The 17,413-nt window shown below is 65.4% G+C and carries 16 protein-coding genes; 12 read left to right on the top strand and 4 right to left on the bottom strand.

All coding sequences use genetic code 11. The features are described 5' to 3' along the window. Nucleotides 1-253: 253 nt before the first annotated feature. Both K3M67_RS03395 and carA read right to left on the bottom strand, forming a co-directional pair. Nucleotides 254-622, bottom strand: coding sequence for a ribonuclease E inhibitor RraB (locus K3M67_RS03395; RefSeq protein WP_285832288.1), 369 nt, complete (start codon nt 620-622; stop codon nt 254-256). Next, on the bottom strand, nt 619-1,797 hold the full coding sequence (carA, locus tag K3M67_RS03390; protein WP_285832287.1) for a glutamine-hydrolyzing carbamoyl-phosphate synthase small subunit: 1,179 nt from the start codon (nt 1,795-1,797) through the stop codon (nt 619-621). Before carA ends, K3M67_RS03395 begins: the two co-directional genes overlap by 4 nt. A gap of 154 nt (nt 1,798-1,951) precedes the next feature. On the opposite strand from carA, the gene K3M67_RS03385 reads away from it, so the two are divergent. The 9 genes from K3M67_RS03385 to K3M67_RS03345 all read left to right on the top strand — a co-directional run bounded on the left by K3M67_RS03385 (nt 1,952) and on the right by K3M67_RS03345 (nt 11,305). Next, the gene (locus K3M67_RS03385) at nt 1,952-2,404 is read left to right on the top strand and encodes a GatB/YqeY domain-containing protein (protein ID WP_066858207.1); all 453 of its coding nucleotides are present in this window, start codon (nt 1,952-1,954) and stop codon (nt 2,402-2,404) included. A gap of 63 nt (nt 2,405-2,467) precedes the next feature. Then, nucleotides 2,468-2,851 (top strand): endonuclease domain-containing protein, encoded by a 384-nt coding sequence (locus K3M67_RS03380; RefSeq protein WP_285832286.1) that lies wholly within the window; start codon nt 2,468-2,470, stop codon nt 2,849-2,851. Further along, complete coding sequence (dnaG, locus tag K3M67_RS03375; RefSeq protein WP_285832285.1) at nt 2,848-4,758, top strand: DNA primase; 1,911 nt, start codon at nt 2,848-2,850, stop codon at nt 4,756-4,758. Before K3M67_RS03380 ends, dnaG begins: the two co-directional genes overlap by 4 nt. A gap of 43 nt (nt 4,759-4,801) precedes the next feature. Beyond that, nucleotides 4,802-6,847, top strand: coding sequence for an RNA polymerase sigma factor RpoD (gene rpoD / locus K3M67_RS03370; RefSeq protein ID WP_285832284.1), 2,046 nt, complete (start codon nt 4,802-4,804; stop codon nt 6,845-6,847). Between the two features lie 158 nt (nt 6,848-7,005). Continuing rightward, nucleotides 7,006-7,686 carry a DUF6975 family protein gene (locus K3M67_RS03365; RefSeq protein ID WP_066858194.1) on the top strand — a complete coding sequence of 227 codons (681 nt, stop codon included), beginning with the start codon at nt 7,006-7,008 and terminating at the stop codon, nt 7,684-7,686. Nucleotides 7,687-7,796: 110 nt separating this feature from the next. Further along, the gene (locus K3M67_RS03360) at nt 7,797-8,642 is read left to right on the top strand and encodes an AAA family ATPase (RefSeq protein WP_066858383.1); all 846 of its coding nucleotides are present in this window, start codon (nt 7,797-7,799) and stop codon (nt 8,640-8,642) included. Nucleotides 8,643-8,748: 106 nt separating this feature from the next. Then, nucleotides 8,749-9,174 (top strand): GFA family protein, encoded by a 426-nt coding sequence (locus tag K3M67_RS03355; RefSeq protein ID WP_066858192.1) that lies wholly within the window; start codon nt 8,749-8,751, stop codon nt 9,172-9,174. A gap of 92 nt (nt 9,175-9,266) precedes the next feature. Then, nucleotides 9,267-10,304, top strand: a complete 1,038-nt coding sequence (locus tag K3M67_RS03350; protein WP_066858380.1) for a hypothetical protein — start codon at nt 9,267-9,269, stop codon at nt 10,302-10,304. Nucleotides 10,305-10,447: 143 nt separating this feature from the next. Next, nucleotides 10,448-11,305, top strand: a complete 858-nt coding sequence (locus tag K3M67_RS03345) for a DUF817 domain-containing protein (RefSeq protein WP_285832283.1) — start codon at nt 10,448-10,450, stop codon at nt 11,303-11,305. On the opposite strand, the gene K3M67_RS03340 is transcribed toward K3M67_RS03345, so the two are convergent. Then, complete coding sequence (locus K3M67_RS03340; protein WP_232313700.1) at nt 11,293-12,657, bottom strand: methyl-accepting chemotaxis protein; 1,365 nt, start codon at nt 12,655-12,657, stop codon at nt 11,293-11,295. The genes K3M67_RS03345 and K3M67_RS03340 overlap by 13 nt on opposite strands. Nucleotides 12,658-12,815: 158 nt before the next feature. Between K3M67_RS03340 and K3M67_RS03335 the strand changes: the two genes are divergently transcribed. Together K3M67_RS03335 and K3M67_RS03330 are read left to right on the top strand one after the other, a co-directional pair. Next, nucleotides 12,816-13,991, top strand: a complete 1,176-nt coding sequence (locus K3M67_RS03335; protein ID WP_285832282.1) for a vWA domain-containing protein — start codon at nt 12,816-12,818, stop codon at nt 13,989-13,991. Further along, nucleotides 13,991-14,983 (top strand): 2OG-Fe(II) oxygenase, encoded by a 993-nt coding sequence (locus tag K3M67_RS03330; protein WP_285832281.1) that lies wholly within the window; start codon nt 13,991-13,993, stop codon nt 14,981-14,983. The genes K3M67_RS03335 and K3M67_RS03330 overlap by 1 nt, the downstream gene beginning before the upstream one ends. 1 nt (nt 14,984) lies before the next feature. Here the strand turns inward: K3M67_RS03330 and K3M67_RS03325 are convergent, their stop codons facing one another. Next, nucleotides 14,985-16,070, bottom strand: coding sequence for an anhydro-N-acetylmuramic acid kinase (locus K3M67_RS03325; protein ID WP_285832280.1), 1,086 nt, complete (start codon nt 16,068-16,070; stop codon nt 14,985-14,987). Between the two features lie 55 nt (nt 16,071-16,125). Here K3M67_RS03325 and tyrS point away from each other — a divergent pair, with 55 nt between their 5' ends. Next, nucleotides 16,126-17,343, top strand: a complete 1,218-nt coding sequence (gene tyrS / locus K3M67_RS03320) for a tyrosine--tRNA ligase (protein WP_066858377.1) — start codon at nt 16,126-16,128, stop codon at nt 17,341-17,343. Nucleotides 17,344-17,413 lie beyond the last annotated feature (70 nt).

Raw genomic sequence — 17,413 nt, 5'->3', positions numbered from 1 at the left:
TCGGACGAAGAAAGTCGAAATGTAAAACCAACGAAGCTATCGGAAGCTTTCACAGGCTCATATTCCGACACGCCGCACTCTTTAAGGAGAGCAGGTAATCTTGTGGCAGCATCCGGGACTATCGCCCCTTCAGCTTCTGGCTGGACACCCGCGCTCGCAAATGCCTCAATCCTATATTCGATCGGCTTTGCGGCAGGAGCACAACCAGAAGCTATGAAAGGCAAAGCCACTGCGAATGGGATTGCCCGCCCCATCAATGGACGCCCCCCGCCTGCGCTTCGCAGCCCCAGCCGTCATATTCGACGCCGCAGAGGATTTCGATCTGGAGGCACTTCCTGGTCAACGCGCGGATCGAGGCTTCGTCGACCGGCTGCACGCATTCCAGGAACAGGAACAGGTCGCCCTCCTCATCCTCCTCGCGGTCCAGTTCGACGAAGCCGAACTGGCTGGCGATGGTCAGGACGCGCTCGAAATCCTTTTCGCTGCCCCGAAAAGATACGTCCACCGGCCGCGCGATCCGCGCCACGTCGCCATTGGCGGCGAGATTGGCGAGGACGTCCTTGTCCGCCTCCCACTCGGCGGCGAGGCGCGCTTCATCGACGGGGGGGAGGTTCTGGCTCACGCCGCGACCGGCTTTTTCAGGCCGTCCACGAACCGCTTGAACAGGTAGAAGCTGTCCTGCGGGCCGGGGGAGGCTTCGGGGTGGTACTGCACCGAAAAGGCGTTCCTGTCCGTCAGTTCGATGCCGCAATTGCTGCCGTCGAACAGCGACACATGGGTCGAACGGACATTGGCGGGCAGCGTCTCGGCGTCCACGGCGAAACCATGGTTCATCGACGTGATCTCGACCAGACCATCCGACAGGCGCTTGACCGGATGGTTCGCGCCGCGATGCCCCTGGTGCATCTTGATCGTCCTGGCGCCCACGGCGAGGCCCAGCAGCTGGTGGCCAAGGCAGATGCCGAACACCGGAATGTCGCGCTCCAGCACCTGCCGGATCACCGGCACCGCATATTCCCCCGTCGCCGCCGGATCGCCCGGACCGTTGGAGAGGAACACGCCGTCTGGCTTCTGTTCCATCACCTGTTCATAGGTCGCGGTGGCGGGCAGCACGGTGACGCGCGCGCCGGCCTGCACCAGATTGCGGAAGATATTGTTCTTCGCGCCATAATCGATCGCGACGACATGGGGGCGTTCTTCACCGGCCTCATTCAGGCCATAGCCAAAGCCCAGCTTCCACACGCCGTCCTTCCACAGGCGGCTTTCCTTGCCCGTCACCTCGATGGCGAGGTCCATGCCCTCCAGCCCCGGCCACGAAGCGGCCTTGGCGGCAAGCGCCGCGATGTCGAACGCGCCGTCGGGATCATGGGCGATCACGACATTGGGCGCGCCGTGCACGCGGATCAGGCGGGTCAGCGCGCGGGTGTCCACGCCGGCAAGGCCGATGCGCCCCTTTTCGCGCATCCACTGGTCGAAGGGTTCGACGTTGCGGAAATTGCTCGGCGCGGTGACGTCCTGCCGCACGATGCAGCCCAGCGCATAGGGGCTGTCCGCCTCCACATCGTCCAGATTGGTGCCGACATTGCCGATATGCGGAAAGGTGAAATTGATGATCTGCCCGGCATAGGATGGATCGGTCATGATCTCCTGATAGCCGGTGATGGAGGTGTTGAAGCAGAGTTCGCCCACCGCTTCGCCTTGCGCGCCGAAGCCGCGGCCGAACACGGCGCTGCCGTCGGCAAAAACCACGACCCCTGTCGCTCCTTTGGGCACAATGAGGGTCTTGGCGTCAGCCATGGTCTTATGGTCCTTTATGCTTTTGCGGGAACCCGTCTGCAGCGGGTTAAACGGCCGGTCACCTATGCCCGCAACGCCGGAAGGTCAACGTCTGTTAAAAATCTCTTTTCGCATTATAACTGCTCCTTTCCCGATAAACAGGATTCTATCGCCCATGATTCGCGAGCAGGTAAAGAGCGCCCAGGTGGAATCGATGAAGGCCGGCGACAAGGAACGGCTGGCCGCCGTGCGCCTGATCCTGGCTAAGCTCAAGGACCGCGACATCGAACTGCGCACCGCCAAGACGGTGCCGGACGACGACGCCGTGGTGGTCGACGTGCTCCAGAAGATGGTGAAGCAGCGCCGCGAATCGATCGACATGTTCAAGAGCGGCGGCCGCGACGAACTGGCCGCGAAGGAACAGGCCGAACTGGACGTGATCGAAAGCTTCCTCCCCGCGCAACTGGGCGAGGACGAGACGAAGGCCGCGATCGAGGCGATCAAGGCGGAGGTCGGCGCGGAGAGCGTGAAGGACATGGGGCGCGTCATGGCCGTACTGAAGGAACGCCATGGCAGCGTCATCGACATGAGCAAGGCCAGCGGGCTGGTGAAGGCGGCTTTGTCGTAACCTTCCCTTGATATTTCCCCTCCCGCTTGCGGGAGGGGCCTGGGGAGGGCATGTTCAAACCCGATGGACAAAGGCTACGCCCGCCCCACCGCAACAGCCCGCGCACTGCGCAACAATGCCACGGAAGCCGAACGCATCCTGTGGCGCGCCATCAGCGCCAGGAAAATCTCGCGTATCCGCTTCAACCGGCAAGTGCCGATCGGCCCTTTCATCTGCGATTTGGTGGCGCGGTCGATCTGCCTCGTGATCGAGGTCGATGGCGGCCAGCATAATGAAGAAGTCGATGCCCAACGGACGCGCCATATCGAAACACAGGGCTTTCGCGTGATCCGCTTATGGAACAATGATGCTCTAAATAATGTCGAAGGCGTGACTGAGGAAATCGAACGGGTGATTGCGAACATGCCCTCCCCCGCCGCCTCCCGCACGCGGGAGGGGCGTTTTTGACCCTCACACCGCAATGGCTGGACGAACTGCGCGCGCGCACGTCTCTCTCCACCCTCATCGGCAAGACGGTGAAGGTGCAGAAGGCCGGCCGCGAATATAAGGCCTGCTGCCCCTTCCATAACGAAAAGACGCCCAGTTTCACGATCAACGACGAAAAGGGCTTCTACCATTGTTTCGGCTGCGGCGCGCATGGCGATGCGATCCGCTGGATGACCGATCAGCGCGGCCTGCCCTTCATGGAAGCCGTCAAGGAACTGGCCGCCAGCGCCGGCATGGACGTGCCCGCCGCCGATCCGCGCGCCGCCAGACGCGCCGAACAGGCCAAGGGGCTGCACGACGCCATGGCCGCCGCGCAGAGCTTCTTCGAGGACCAGTTGGGCGGCATCGACGGCGGCGAGGCGCGCGCCTATCTGCAAAAGCGCGGCATCAGCGATGCCACCCGCCGCGCCTTCGGCTTCGGCTATTCCCCCGACGGGCGCGGCCGCCTCAAGACCGCGCTCAAGGATTTCGGCGAGCCGATGCTGGTCGAGGCCGGATTGCTGATCGACCCGGACGGGGCCGAACCGAACGGCGGAAATGGCAAGAAGCGCGACAGCTATGATCGCTTCCGGGGCCGCCTGATGCTCCCCATCCGCGACATTCGCGGCCGGGTGATCGCGTTCGGCGGCCGCATCATCGGCGCGGGCGAGCCCAAATATCTGAACTCGCCCGACACCCCGCTCTTCGACAAGGGGCGCACCCTATACAATATCGACCGCGCCTCGCCCGCCAGCCGCGGCACCGGCCGCGTGATCGTGGTCGAAGGCTATATGGACGTGATCGCGCTCGCCCAGGCCGGCTTTGTCGAAGCGGTCGCCCCGCTCGGCACCGCGCTCACCGAGCATCAGATCGAGCGCTTGTGGAAGATGGTGGACGTGCCGCTCCTCTGCTTCGACGGCGATTCGGCCGGGCAGAAGGCGGCGATCCGCGCCGCCACCCGCGCCCTGCCCCTGCTGCGCCCCGGCCACAGCCTCGCCTTCGCGACATTGCCGGCGGGGCAGGACCCCGACGACCTGATCCGCGCCAGCGGCCGACAGGCGATGGAAGCGGTGCTGGACGGTGCCGAACCCCTGATCGAGCGGCTCTGGAAGCACGAAATCTCGTCGGCCCCGCTCGACACGCCCGAAAAGAAGGCTGCGCTCAAGCAGCGGCTGCGCGCCATTTCGGACGCGATCGCCCATCCCGACGTGCGCGCCCATTACGCCCATGAATTTCGCGAACGCTACGACGCCCTCTTCTTCGCCCGCCGCGAATCGCCCCCGGCGCAGCAGCGCTTTCAGGGCGGCGGCGCCAGCAACGCCGGCCGCTGGCAACGCGACCGTCGCGGGAACTGGAAGCCGCCCATCCCCCCGGCCGGAACAGAGGTTCGCGCGATCGGCGCCAGCGGCCTGGAGCAGCGCCTGCTGCGCGCGATCCTGGCCGCGTTGCTGCGCCATCCCGAACAGATCGCGCCCCATCGCGAGATGCTCTCCGCCCTGCAAATCGGCGATCCGCTGCTCGCCCGGTTGCTCGACGCGATGATCAGCCTGTCGTTCCGCAAAGAAACAGTTGAAACGCAGGCCCTCCTTACCATATTGGGGCAAGGTGAGTTGTATAATATGGCCAAGGGGATGCTCCGGGCCGATGCGTTCACACTCACTCCCGACAGGATGGCCGCCGACCCTGACCGCCTCGCACGCGATCTGGAGGAGGCCGTTCGGGTGATGGCGCAGGGACCGGAGTTGGAGACGGCACTGGTAGAGGCCACGAGGCGGTTCGAGAACGACGTCAGCGACGAAAATTTCGCTGAACAGCAACGCATTCGCGTGCTGAAGGCCGATCACGATCGTCGCTTGGCGGAACTTGCGCAGTCCGAAGACAGTATTTGATCAGGTTAGCCCTTTCTCAAGGGTGACGAAGTAAGGCGAATAGATGGCGACCAAGGCGAACAGCAAGAATGGCGGCGTGAGCGATGGAGAGGATGGCGGCGACGCCCCCCTGCTCGACCTCAACGAAGCCTCGGTCAAGAAGCTGATCGCCCGCGCGAAGAAGCGCGGCTACATCACCTATGACGAACTGAACGATGCCCTGCCGCAGGACCAGATGTCCTCCGAGCAGATCGAGGACATCATGGCGGCGCTCAACGAAATGGGCGTCAACATCGTCGAGAATGAAGAAGCGAGCGAGGACGGCGACGAGCAGCGCGAGCGCGAGGATGCCGAGGACGCCGAGGATGATTCGAGCGACGATGACGGCCCGAAGCTCGTCACCGAGAAGAAGAAGGAAACGGTCGATCGCACCGACGATCCGGTGCGGATGTATCTGCGCGAGATGGGCGCGGTGGAGTTGCTCAGCCGCGAGGGCGAAATCGCCATCGCCAAGCGGATCGAGGCCGGCCGCGACACCATGATCCTGGGTCTGTGCGAAAGCCCGACCACCTTCAACGCGATCATCGAATGGTCGACCGCCCTCAACAATGGCGAAATGCAGCTGCGCGAGATCCTCGATCTTGACGCGATGCTGTCCAAGGATCCTGCCCCGGAAAATCTGGAGGAGGGCGCCGAGGACGACGACGGCGAGATCAGCGAGAAGACCGCCGGCCCCAGCTTCAAGGAAGAGGAGGAGCCGGAGGAGGAATCGGCCGACGGCGACGAGGATGAGGACGGCGCGCCGCGCGCCCGCCGCAACGAAGAGGAAGAGGAAGAGGACAACACCCTCTCCCTCGCCCAGATGGAAGAGACTCTCAAGCCCATGGCGCTGGAGAAGTTCGCGACCATCACCGACATCTTCCGCGCCTTCTCCGCCGCGCAGGAAGCGCGCATGGTCGCCATGGCCAATGGCGAGACGCTGAGCCAGAAGGCCGAGGATGATTATCAGGCGCTGCGTGAAAGTCTGACCGCCGAAGTCGAAAGCGTCCAGTTCCACCAGCAGAAGATCGAATATCTGGTCGACCAGCTCTATGCCTATAACCGGCGCCTGACCGCGCTGGGCGGCCAGATGCTGCGTCTGGCCGAGCGTCACAAGGTCAGCCGCAAGGATTTCCTCGACCGCTATGTCGGCAACGAGCTGGACGACGCCTGGCTGGACAAGGTGCAGGGCCTCGACAAGAAATGGACCGCCTTTGCCGCCGCCGAAGGACGCTCGGTCGAGCGTATCCGCAACGAGGTGAGCGAAATCGCCCAGGCGACCGGCATGTCGCTTTCCGAATTCCGCCGCATCGTCAACATGGTGCAGAAGGGCGAGCGCGAAGCGCGCATCGCGAAGAAGGAAATGGTGGAGGCCAATCTGCGTCTCGTCATCTCCATCGCGAAGAAATATACGAACCGCGGCCTGCAATTCCTTGATCTTATTCAGGAAGGCAATATCGGCCTGATGAAGGCGGTGGACAAGTTCGAGTATCGCCGCGGCTACAAGTTCAGCACCTACGCCACCTGGTGGATTAGGCAGGCGATCACCCGCTCTATCGCAGACCAGGCGCGCACGATCCGCATCCCGGTCCACATGATCGAAACGATCAACAAGCTGGTCCGCACCAGCCGCCAGTTCCTGCACGAGCAGGGCCGCGAGCCGACTCCGGAAGAGATGGCCGAGCGCCTGTCGATGCCGCTGGAGAAGGTGCGCAAGGTGATGAAGATCGCCAAGGAGCCGATCTCCCTCGAAACGCCGATCGGCGATGAGGAGGACAGCCATCTGGGCGACTTCATCGAGGACAAGAACGCGATCATCCCGGTGGACGCGGCGATCCAGGCGAACCTCAAGGAAACCGTCACTCGGGTGCTGGCCAGCCTAACCCCGCGCGAGGAACGCGTGCTGCGGATGCGCTTCGGCATCGGCATGAACACCGATCATACGCTGGAGGAAGTGGGCCAGCAGTTCAGCGTGACCCGTGAGCGCATCCGCCAGATCGAGGCGAAGGCGCTCCGCAAGCTCAAGCACCCCTCGCGCTCGCGCAAGATGCGGTCCTTCCTCGACCAGTAAAATTAAAATGGTTCGGTAAAGATAAATTAACCATGCTTGACGGAAAAGGGCGGCTTTCACGGTCGCCCTTTCTGATTCCGTAAACCGAGTGTTTACCCGGCTCTCCTATTCCTGCTGTTCACCCCTGCATGTGCGGGGCCATCACAGGGATCTGGAGCATGAGCGAAGCGGCCCCCCGCTATCAATTTGGCGACATTTCGCGCGTGCTGGAGGCGCTGGTCGCCGCCGATGGCACCGCCGCCCACGCCTATGCCAATCGCGCGGGCATGGGGGTCGTGCGCGAAGGGCTGCTGTCCCTCCCCGATCTGGCCGACGCGGCCTCTTACATCTGCCTTCTCCATGGCCGCCATCCCGGCGTGATCGACCACGCCGCAACCCGCTCGGCGGACAATGGCGCGCGCCGCTGGCTGATCGAGGCCGCCGACGCCTTCGCCGTGGAGCGCGCCTACATGACCCAGGTCACGGTGGCCGCAGGGCCGGCCCCTAGCACCGCCGGGCAGGCCGATTGCGAAGCCGTCGTCAGCCAGCAGCGTCACGCACTCGACACGCTTGCCCAGTCGGACCGGCGCGGCTGCGCCATGGGCGCGGCGATCGCGCTCGTGCTCGACTGGCGCGCGATGCGACATGTGCTTGACATGGTGGCGATCCGGGCCGGGCTGGAGCCGCAGCCCTGCGCCCTCCCCGATCGCGCCTCGACCCTGGACGTGGCTCGCGCCATCGGCGGCGACGACGTCATCGACCGCGCGATCCAGTTCGGCGCGCGCCAGCTCCTCGCCCAGCATCGCGGCCTGTGGGATCTGCTCGGCGCCCGCGCGGACCTGCGCGCCAAGGCTGGCTGATCCAGCGCACCGCCGATCCCGCCCCGCCGCACCGCACCGCACAAACAGATTGCGCCGGACGCGCGCTATGCCCTAGGTCCGATGGCGGACAGGATAGCGGAAGAATGATGATGCGCTTTGAAGGCACGCAGGAGTATGTCGCCACCGACGATCTGAAGGTCGCGGTCAACGCCGCCGTGCTGCTGCGCCGCCCGCTGCTGGTGAAGGGAGAGCCGGGCACCGGCAAGACGGTGCTGGCGCAGGAAATCGCCAAGGCGCTCGACGCTCCGCTGATCGAATGGAACGTCAAGTCAACGACCAAGGCGCATCAGGGCCTTTATGAATATGATGCGGTCGCCCGCCTGCGCGACGGCCAGCTCGGCGACCCGCGCGTGCATGAGATTTCCAATTATATCCGCAAGGGCAAGCTGTGGGAGGCCTTCACCTCCCCCCGCCTGCCCGTGCTGCTGATCGACGAGATCGACAAGGCCGACATCGAATTCCCCAACGACCTGTTGCAGGAACTCGACCGCATGGCCTTCCATGTCTATGAAACGGGCGAGACGATCGCGGCGGCCGAACGCCCGGTGGTGGTCATCACCTCGAACAACGAGAAGGAACTGCCCGACGCCTTCCTGCGCCGCTGCTTCTTCCACTATATCAAATTCCCCGACCGCGACACGATGCAGGCCATCGTCGACGTCCATTTCCCTGGTATCCAGAAGATACTGGTCACCAAGGCGATGGAGATTTTCTACGACATCCGCGACGTGCCCGGCCTCAAGAAAAAGCCCTCGACCTCCGAACTGCTCGACTGGCTGAAACTGCTGCTGAACGAGGACATGCCGCTCGACGTCCTCCAGAACAGCGATCCGACCAAGGCGATTCCCCCGCTGCACGGCGCCCTGCTCAAGAATGAACAGGACATCATGATGTTCGAGCGCCTAGCCTTCATGGCGCGCCGACAGGGGCGGTAGGAAACAACCCCCTCCCGCCCGCGGGAGGGGCAGCGAGACATAAGAGCCAAGCGAGTTGATCGCAGCGCGGTCGGCACGCCCTCCGCACCAGCCGAAGGACTTTCCCATGCCCCACACCACCCCCCATGGCGCAGGCTGCCTCTGCGGCGCCGTCCGCATCGCGATCGACGCCGAGCCCCTGGCCGCCCGCATGTGCTGGTGCCGCCTGTGCCAATATCTGGGCGGGGGATCGGCCACGGTGAATGTCTGCTTCCCCAGCGAGCATGTGACGACCACCGGCGAGATACGCTGGCATGACAGCGTCGCGGACAGTGGCAATGCCATGAAGCGCGGCTTCTGCCCGACCTGTGGCACCCCCCTCTTCAGTCTTGCCGAATCGCGCCCGCATCTGACCTTCATCCGCGCCGGGGCGCTGGACGATCCCTCGCTGATCGGCCCGCAGGCGGTGATCTGGACCGACGCCGCCCCCTGCTGGGCGCATCATGACCCCGCATTGCCGCATTATCCGGCGCAAATCCCGCCGGTGGCGTGATTTAGGCGCTTGCGCGCCGCGGGATAGTCTGTAGCCTCGCTGTCATAGTTCAAGGCCGCGCCAAGACGGTCTGGATCTGGAGAGGGATGCTGATGCCCAAGCGCGCGTTGTTCCTGTTGTCCGCCGTTTTGTCGCTGGCGGTGCCTGCGCTGGCACAGGCCGCGGACGATGCCGAGGCCTGGACGCCCATGGAAACCGCGATCCGCGCCAACGGTCCCGGCATCAGCCTGCCGCAGAGCCTTGCCGGCCTGTCGCTGGCCAAGAGCGGCGAAGCCTCCAATGGAGGACGCGCGGTCGACAATTACGCGCAATATCTGTCTGAGGACGGCGCGGTCCAGGCGACCCTTTATGTCTATATGCCCACCTATGCCGACGCTTCGCTCGCCGCCTACATGACCGACAAGGCGATCATGGAGCGCTTCGGCAGCCAGACCCGCCGCACCGCCTATGCCAGCGCCCCGGCGGCCGGCCAGGCGGACCGGGCGATCCGCGCCGTCTATGACGATGCCGCCGACGGCGCGCTCACGACGGCGGCGGGCTTCGTCCATGCCGGCCGCTGGATGGTCAAGATCCGCGTCACCGGGCCGACGGAACGCCGCGCCGATGTGCTTGCCGGCCTCGACGCCATGCTCGCGGGCCTTGCCTTCGACGACGCCGCCGCGCTCCACGCGACCGCTCCCGCCCGTTTCACCCAATGCCCCAGCGCCGATGCGGGCGACGCCCGGCTCGATCGCGCGGACGAAGCCCGGCAGGCCGTGCCCCAGGATGTCCGCATCCCGCGTGACGGCAAGGATACGCTGTGCGTGCGGGGCACGGTGACCACGGCCGAGGGCCGCTTTGACATGCTGCAACAGGCCGGCCGGAACGATGGCGCGATCATCGTGCCGGTGGACGACAGCGGCACCGTGCTGGCGTTCGACCCGGCGACGGACGCAAAGGGCTACAAGCTCTCGATCCACATGGTCGGCCAGACCGATCTCTACGGCGTCTACGACAAGGTGCCCAGCCCGCGCCAGATCGCCGCGATCCTGGATGGCAAGGATCCGCAGACCGCCAAGGCCCACGCCACCGCCGCCTATGCCGCCAATGGCGACGTGACGGTCAGCCGGCTGTCGGCCGCCGGCCGCTGACCGCCCTCCCCTTGTGTCAGGTGACATTGCGGAGGGCGCTGCGTCAAACCCGATACAGGCCGCCCGCTCCGGTCTTTTGTGATCGCATCAGTTTCGTGCAAAAGAGGTTCCCGCTTTTGCGCGCGATGCTCTAAACCACTGGCATGACACGCATCTGGGGGGCGACGCGCTTCGCCCGCATCCGCTCCCGGCTGGAGGGCGTCCGCATCGCCCCCGGCCCTCGGGCATGGGCGTTCGAATTTCTCCTCTTCGGCTTCAAGCAGGGCTGGGCCTGCCTGTTCGGTGGGCTGATGCTGGCGCTGCTGCTCGCCACCCACCTGTTCTACCCCGCCGACGCGCCGCTCCACCGCTATGATGCCCTGACCCTGGCCGCCCTCGCCCTTCAGGCGGCCATGCTTGCCTTTCGCCTCGAAAGCTGGGGGGAGGCGAAGGTGATCTTCGCTTTCCACGGCATCGGCACGGTCATGGAATTGTTCAAGACGGCCGCCGGCTCCTGGATCTATCCGGAGGCGAGCCTGCTCCATGTCGGCCCGGTCCCGCTCTTCTCGGGCTTCATGTATGCCGCGGTCGGCAGCTATATCGCGCGCGTCTGGCGCATCTTCCGCTTCCGCTTCACCCGCTATCCGCCGGTCTGGACGACGGTGCTGCTGGCCGTCGCCATCTATGTCAATTTCTTCGCCCATCACTGGCTCCCCGACATCCGCCTCGCCCTGTTCGCGGTCGCGATCCTGCTGTTCGGGCGGACATGGATATGGTTCACCCCGTGGCGCACGCCGCGCCGGATGCCGCTTCTCGTCGGCTTCTTCCTCGTCGCCCTGTTCATCTGGTTTGCGGAGAATATCGGCACCTTCGCCCATGCCTGGACCTATCCCGACCAGCGTCATGGCTGGCAGATGGTCGGCCTTGCAAAGCTGGGCAGCTGGTATCTGCTGATGATCATTTCCTTCGTCCTCGTGTCGCAGATCCACGGCATCGGCGCGAGGGGGGATCAGATCAGGTAGCCGACCTCGTACAGCCCCCATCGCCGCCCGGCGAAGACCAGAGGCACGAACACGCTGCGCAACGCGCGATAACGGCTGTCGCCCAGATCCTGCCGATAGGTGAACAGGAAGAAGTCGCCCGCCCCGTCCAGCGCCCGGCGGGTCTGGTTGTCCATGAATATCTGGCGGTTGCGGGCATGTTCCATGTTCCACGCCCGCGCACCCGGCCGCTGCGGCTGGCTGCGCGCGCTGATATGGGTGGGCAGATAGCCGTTCATGTCGATCAGGCAGCAGCCAACCAGCGCGCTGTCCTGCGCCGTATGGCGATCGAGCATCGGCCGCAGCGCCGCGTCGGCGAACGCCGTGAAGCCGTTTTCATATTGCACCGGGTCCGACCCGGCGACCGCCCGGTAATCCGTGTCGAACAGCCCTTCGACGCTCAGTTCCCCATCGCGCAGCGCCGCCTCGATCAGCGCGCGCACCTCCTCCGCGCCATCCTCGGCCAGCGCGATATAGCGGCTGTTGCGGGTCTTTTGCGGGCCGTGCGCCGTGGTGTTGAGCATGGCGTTGGCCATCCCTTCCAGCGCGTCGAGTTGCTCGCGCGCCGCATCGACCCGGCTCGCGCTGTCGCTCGCCGAACGGCTGAAATCGGCCAGGCCATGGCGCAGCGCGGCGACATCGCCGTCGGCGGCGTCGGTGCAGGCGACGATCGTCTCTGACCGTTCGCCGAACTGGGTGACGAGCGAGGCGATTTCCGCCATGCCAAGGCGCAGCCGGTCGATATGGGTGCCCGCTTCCCGGCCCCGCACGATATTGGCCTCCACGCCGCCGATCAGCCGCCGGGCGTCGCGATCCAGCAGGCCCAGCTTGTCGCCGACCGACGCGGCCGACTCCCCCGCCTGTCCCGCCAGCCGCCGGATTTCCTCCGCGACCACGGCGAAGCCCTGCGTCGCCTCGCCGCCACGCGCCGCCTCGATCGCCGCATTGATGCCCAGTAGCCGCGTCTGCCGCGCGATCGCGCCGAGTTCCTCGGAAATGGAGCCGACCGCCTCGATCACCGACAGGAACTGGCGCAGACTGCCTTCCAGCCCGGTGACATGCTCGACCAGCCCCGCCACCTCGCCCAGCGACAGGGTTATCACTTCATGCCCGTCGGCGATGATCCCCCCGGCGCGACGCGCGGTCAGGCTCAATTCGCGCGCGGCGGCGACGCTTTCACCCTGGCTGGCGGCCAGCCGGTCCATGTTGCGCTCCAGGTCGGCCAGACGCGCCGCATCGCCCTGGATACGGCGGTTCACTTCGCCCAGGAAGCCGGCCGTCTCGCTGCACTGCAATGCTATGTCGCCCGACCTTTCTCCCAGGTCGGCCAACAAGTCCCTGTTTTCCAAGAGCGCCCCGCAACTTTCTCTGTATCTGGATAGTGACGTATTAACCATGCACTGCAACACTTAATATTCGAACAATAGAGATCGCTGTCCGGATCGCCCTCGCGGCTTGCATCCCCGCCTGCCCTGTCCGACAAGGGGCAACCATGCTGCTCAACTTTCTCGACGCGCTCCGCGCCGCCGGCATCCCCGCCAGCATCAAGGAGCATCTGCTCCTGCTGGAAGCGCTCGACCGGGACGTCATCGCCCGGCGGCCGGAGGACTTCTACTATCTCGCCCGCGCCACCTATGTGAAGGACGAAGGGCTGCTCGACCGTTTCGACCAGGTATTCGCCAAGATATTCAAGGGCGTTCTGGGTCAGGACGGGGTCGAGGCTGAAATCCCGGAGGAATGGCTGCGCCTCGTCGCGGAAAAATTCCTCTCGCCCGAGGAGATGGAGAAGATCCAGTCGCTGGGCGACTGGGACGAGATCATGAAGACACTGAAGGAACGGCTGGAGGAGCAGAAGGGCCGGCACCAGGGCGGCAACAAATGGATCGGCACCGGCGGCACCTCCCCCTTCGGCCATGGAGGCTACAACCCCGAAGGCGTGCGGATCGGCGGGGAAAGCCGGCACAAGCGCGCCATCAAGGTCTGGGAAAAGCGCGAATTCGCCAATCTCGACAACAAGAAGGAACTGGGCACCCGCAACATCAAGGTCGCGCTGCGCCGCCTGCGCCGCTTCGCCCGCGAAGGCGCCGCCGAGGAACTGGACCTGGAAGGGACGATCCGCGGCACAGCGCGGCAGGGCTGGCTCGACATCCGGATGCGGCCCGAACGGCATAATGCGGTGAAGCTGCTGCTCTTTCTCGACGTGGGCGGCTCGATGGACCCGTTCGTCTCGCTCTGCGAGGAACTCTTCTCCGCCGCGACCGGCGAATTCAAGAATATGGAGTTCTTCTACTTCCACAACTGCCTTTATGAAGGCGTGTGGAAGGATAATCGCCGCCGCTTTTCGGAGCGCACCCCGACCTGGGACATTCTCCACAAATATGGCCATGACTATAAGGTCATCTTCGTCGGCGACGCGGCGATGAGTCCCTATGAGATCAGCCATCCCGGCGGATCGGTCGAACATATGAACGAGGAAGCGGGCGCCGTCTGGCTCGGCCGCGTCGCGCACACCTATCCCGCCACGGTCTGGCTCAACCCCACGCCGCAAGCGCATTGGGGCTACAGCCAGTCGACCCGCCTCATCCGCGACCTGATGAACGACCGCATGTATCCGCTGACGATCGAGGGCATCGACGGGGCGATGCGCGAATTGACGCGCAAGCGCTGATGGCGGGCGTCGGCGAACGGGCGCTGGCGCTGCTGCGCCAGGGCGATGCCGCTGCGGCCCGCGCGCTGGTCGATGCGGCGTGCGCGCAGGACGATAGCGAAGCCCTCGCCATGCGCGCCCTCTGGCGGGTCGAGGGCCGGGTGATGCCCCGCGACCTGCCCGCCGCCCGCGCCGACATGGGCGCTGCCAGCGCTGCGGGCAATGTCGCTGCCGCCCGGATGTTCGCGGGCTTTCTGGCGAGCGGGGTCGGCGGCACGCGTGACTGGGCCGGAGCACTGGCCCTGCTCGACACCTGGACCGATCGCGATCCGGTCGCCGCGCAGCAGCGGACGCTGATCGCCGCGATGGCGCTCGACCCGGCGGGCGATCCGATCCATCGCGCGCGCCATCATCCCGTGGCGGACCAGCCGCTCATAAGCGCCATTCCGGGCCTGCTCACCGCCGCCGAATGCGACCTGCTGATCGCTCTGTCCGAACGGCGACAGCGCCCGGCGCTGATCTTCCACGAAGGGCAGAAGCGCTTTGTCGCCGATCCCGTCCGCGATTCCGACGCCGCCGGTTTTCCCATCGTCTCCGAATGGCCCGCCATCCACGCAATCAACCGGCGGCTGGCCGCGGCCAGCGGCACCCGGATCGAACAGGGCGAAACGCTGCAAGTCCTGCGCTACCGCCCCGGCCAGCAATATCGCCCCCATCTCGACGCGGTGCCAGGCCTTGCCAACCAGCGCGGCCTGACCCTGCTCGTCTATCTCAACGATGATTATGGCGGCGGCGAAACCCGCTTCACCCGGCTCGACCTGGCCCATCGCGGGCGCAAGGGGGACGGGCTGCTGTTCGCCAACTGCCTGGCCGACGGGCGTCCCGATCCGATGAGCGAACATGCCGGTATGCCGATCCGGTCGGGCACCAAATGGCTCGCCAGCCGCTGGATCAGGCAATATCCGGCGGAAGGACCGGACGGTTTCGGCCAGCATGAAGCGGTGCGGGCCTGAATCACGCCCGGAACAGCACGCCGCCCGTCATCGGCGCCGGCACTCCGGTCGTCCCCGGAAGGCTGATCGGCAACCCCTTGAGGTGGCGCACCGCCATATAGGCGAAGCCCTGCGCCTCCAGCGCGTCGCCGTCCCAGCCGAGGCCATCGACCGACAGCATCTCCGCCCCCGTCCGCTGCGCCAGCATCGCCATCAGCGTATCATTGTGCCGCCCGCCCCCGGCCGCGTAGATGCGGGTCGGGCGCTCGGGCAGTTGATCCAAGCCGCGCGCCACCGCCGCCGCCGTGAAGGCCGTCAGGGTCGCCGCGCCATCCTCCAGTGAAAGCCCCCGCACCGCTTCGATGCTGAACGCTTCCCGGTCGATGCTCTTGGGCGGCGGCAGGTCGAACCAGGGATCGGCCATCATCGCCGCCAGCCGCGCTTCGTCCACCTCGCCCCGCGCGGCGCACGCCCCGCCCGCATCATAGGCGGCTTGCCCATGCGTCTGCATCCAGTTGTCGATCAGCCCACTCGCCATGCCCGTGTCGAACGCGATCAGCGTCCCGTCCGACCCGATGAACGTGATATTCGCCACGCCGCCCAGGTTCAGCACCGCCGCCGGCTTCTCCAGCCCCTGCGCCAGGGCGCGATGATAAACCGGCATCAACGGCGCGCCCTGCCCGCCCGCCGCCACGTCGGCGCTGCGCAGGTCCGCGACCACCGCAATCCCGAACGCCCCGGCAAGGCTCCCGCCGTCGCCGATCTGCCAGGTCCAGCCCCGGTCGGGCCGATGCGCGACGGTATGCCCGTGAAAGCCGATCACGCCGATATCCTCCGCGATATGTCCGCTGCGCCCCAGCAGGTCCGCGACCGCCTGCACATGCAACTCGGTCAGTTCCGCCTCGACTGATGCAATCAGCGGCTCGAAGCCCGGCTTCTCCATCGCCATCGCCCGCTGGCACGCTTCGGCCAGCCGCAGGCGGAAACCCTCATCATAGGCCATGACGTGGAACTCGACCGCCTGGACCTGCCCCTCGCCGTCCGTATCGATCAGCGCCGCGTCGATTCCGTCGCGCGATGTGCCGGACATCAGGCCGATTGCCAACATGATCGAAAACTCCGCCTCTTTAACAGTCGCACCCGCAATGCTACAGGCGCGCGCCATGAGCAACTATCAGTCCGATCTCCTGCGCCTGCTCGAAGCGCGCGGCTTCATCCATCAGCTGACCGATGCGGAGGGCCTCGATGCTCTCGCCGCCAAGCAGGTGGTGCCGGGCTATATCGGCTTCGATCCGACCGCGCCGTCGCTCCATGTCGGCCATCTCGTGTCGATCATGATGCTGCGCCAGTTGCAGAAGGCGGGCCACAAGCCGATCGTGCTGATGGGCGGCGGCACCGGCAAGATCGGCGATCCCAGCTTCAAGGACGAAGCGCGCAAGCTGCTGACGAACGAGCTGATTGCGGAGAATGTCGCCAGCATCAAGCGCGTGTTCGAACGCTTCCTGACCTTCGGCGATGGCCCCAGCGACGCGATCATGCTCGACAATGCCGAATGGCTCGACAAGTTGGAATATATCCCCTTCCTGCGCGACATCGGCCAGCATTTCTCGGTCAACCGGATGCTGAGCTTCGATTCGGTGAAGCTGCGCCTCGACCGCGAACAGTCGCTCAGCTTCCTCGAATTCAATTACATGATCCTCCAGGCCTATGACTTCCTGGAATTGTCGCGCCGCTCGGCTTGCCGTCTCCAGATGGGCGGTTCCGACCAGTGGGGCAATATCGTCAACGGCGTCGAACTCGCCCGCCGCGTCGATGGCACGCAGGTGTTCGGCCTCACCACGCCGCTGCTCACCAATGCGGACGGCACGAAAATGGGCAAGACCGTGGGCGGCGCCGTCTGGCTGAACGAGGATCAGTTGTCGCATTACGACTATTGGCAATTCTGGCGGAACACCGCCGATGCCGACGTCGCCAACCGCCTGCGCCTGTTCACCGACCTGCCGATGGACGAGGTGAACCGCCTCGCCGCACTGGAAGGCGCGGAGATCAACGAGGCGAAGAAGATCCTCGCGAACGAAGCGACGGCGCTCTGCCGTGGCCTCGACGCGGCGACGGCTTCGGCCGAAACCGCCCGCCGCACCTTTGAGGAAGGCGCGTCGGACGCCAACCTGCCGACCGTCAGTCTCGGCGCAGAAGGGCTGACCGTGGTGCAGGCCACCACTGGCCTCGGCTTCGCGACCTCCAACAAGGAAGTGCGCCGCAAGCTGACCGAGGGCGCAATCAAGGTGAATGGCGAAGTCGTCACCGACCCGGCCATCACTCTCAAGCCGGGCGACAAATTGAGCTTCGGCGCAAAGAAGCACGGGCTGGTCGTCGCCTGACGAAACGAAGGGCGTTACCCGGCCGTTAACGCTCTTTCGTAGCAACTCGTCCATGTCCGAAGGCCTAGTC

Origin of the sequence: Sphingobium sp. V4, assembly GCF_029590555.1 — a bacterium.
GTDB lineage: Bacteria > Pseudomonadota > Alphaproteobacteria > Sphingomonadales > Sphingomonadaceae > Sphingobium.
The sequence above is the reverse complement of the archived record's forward strand: the minus strand, read 5'-3'. Positions and strand labels throughout refer to the sequence as shown.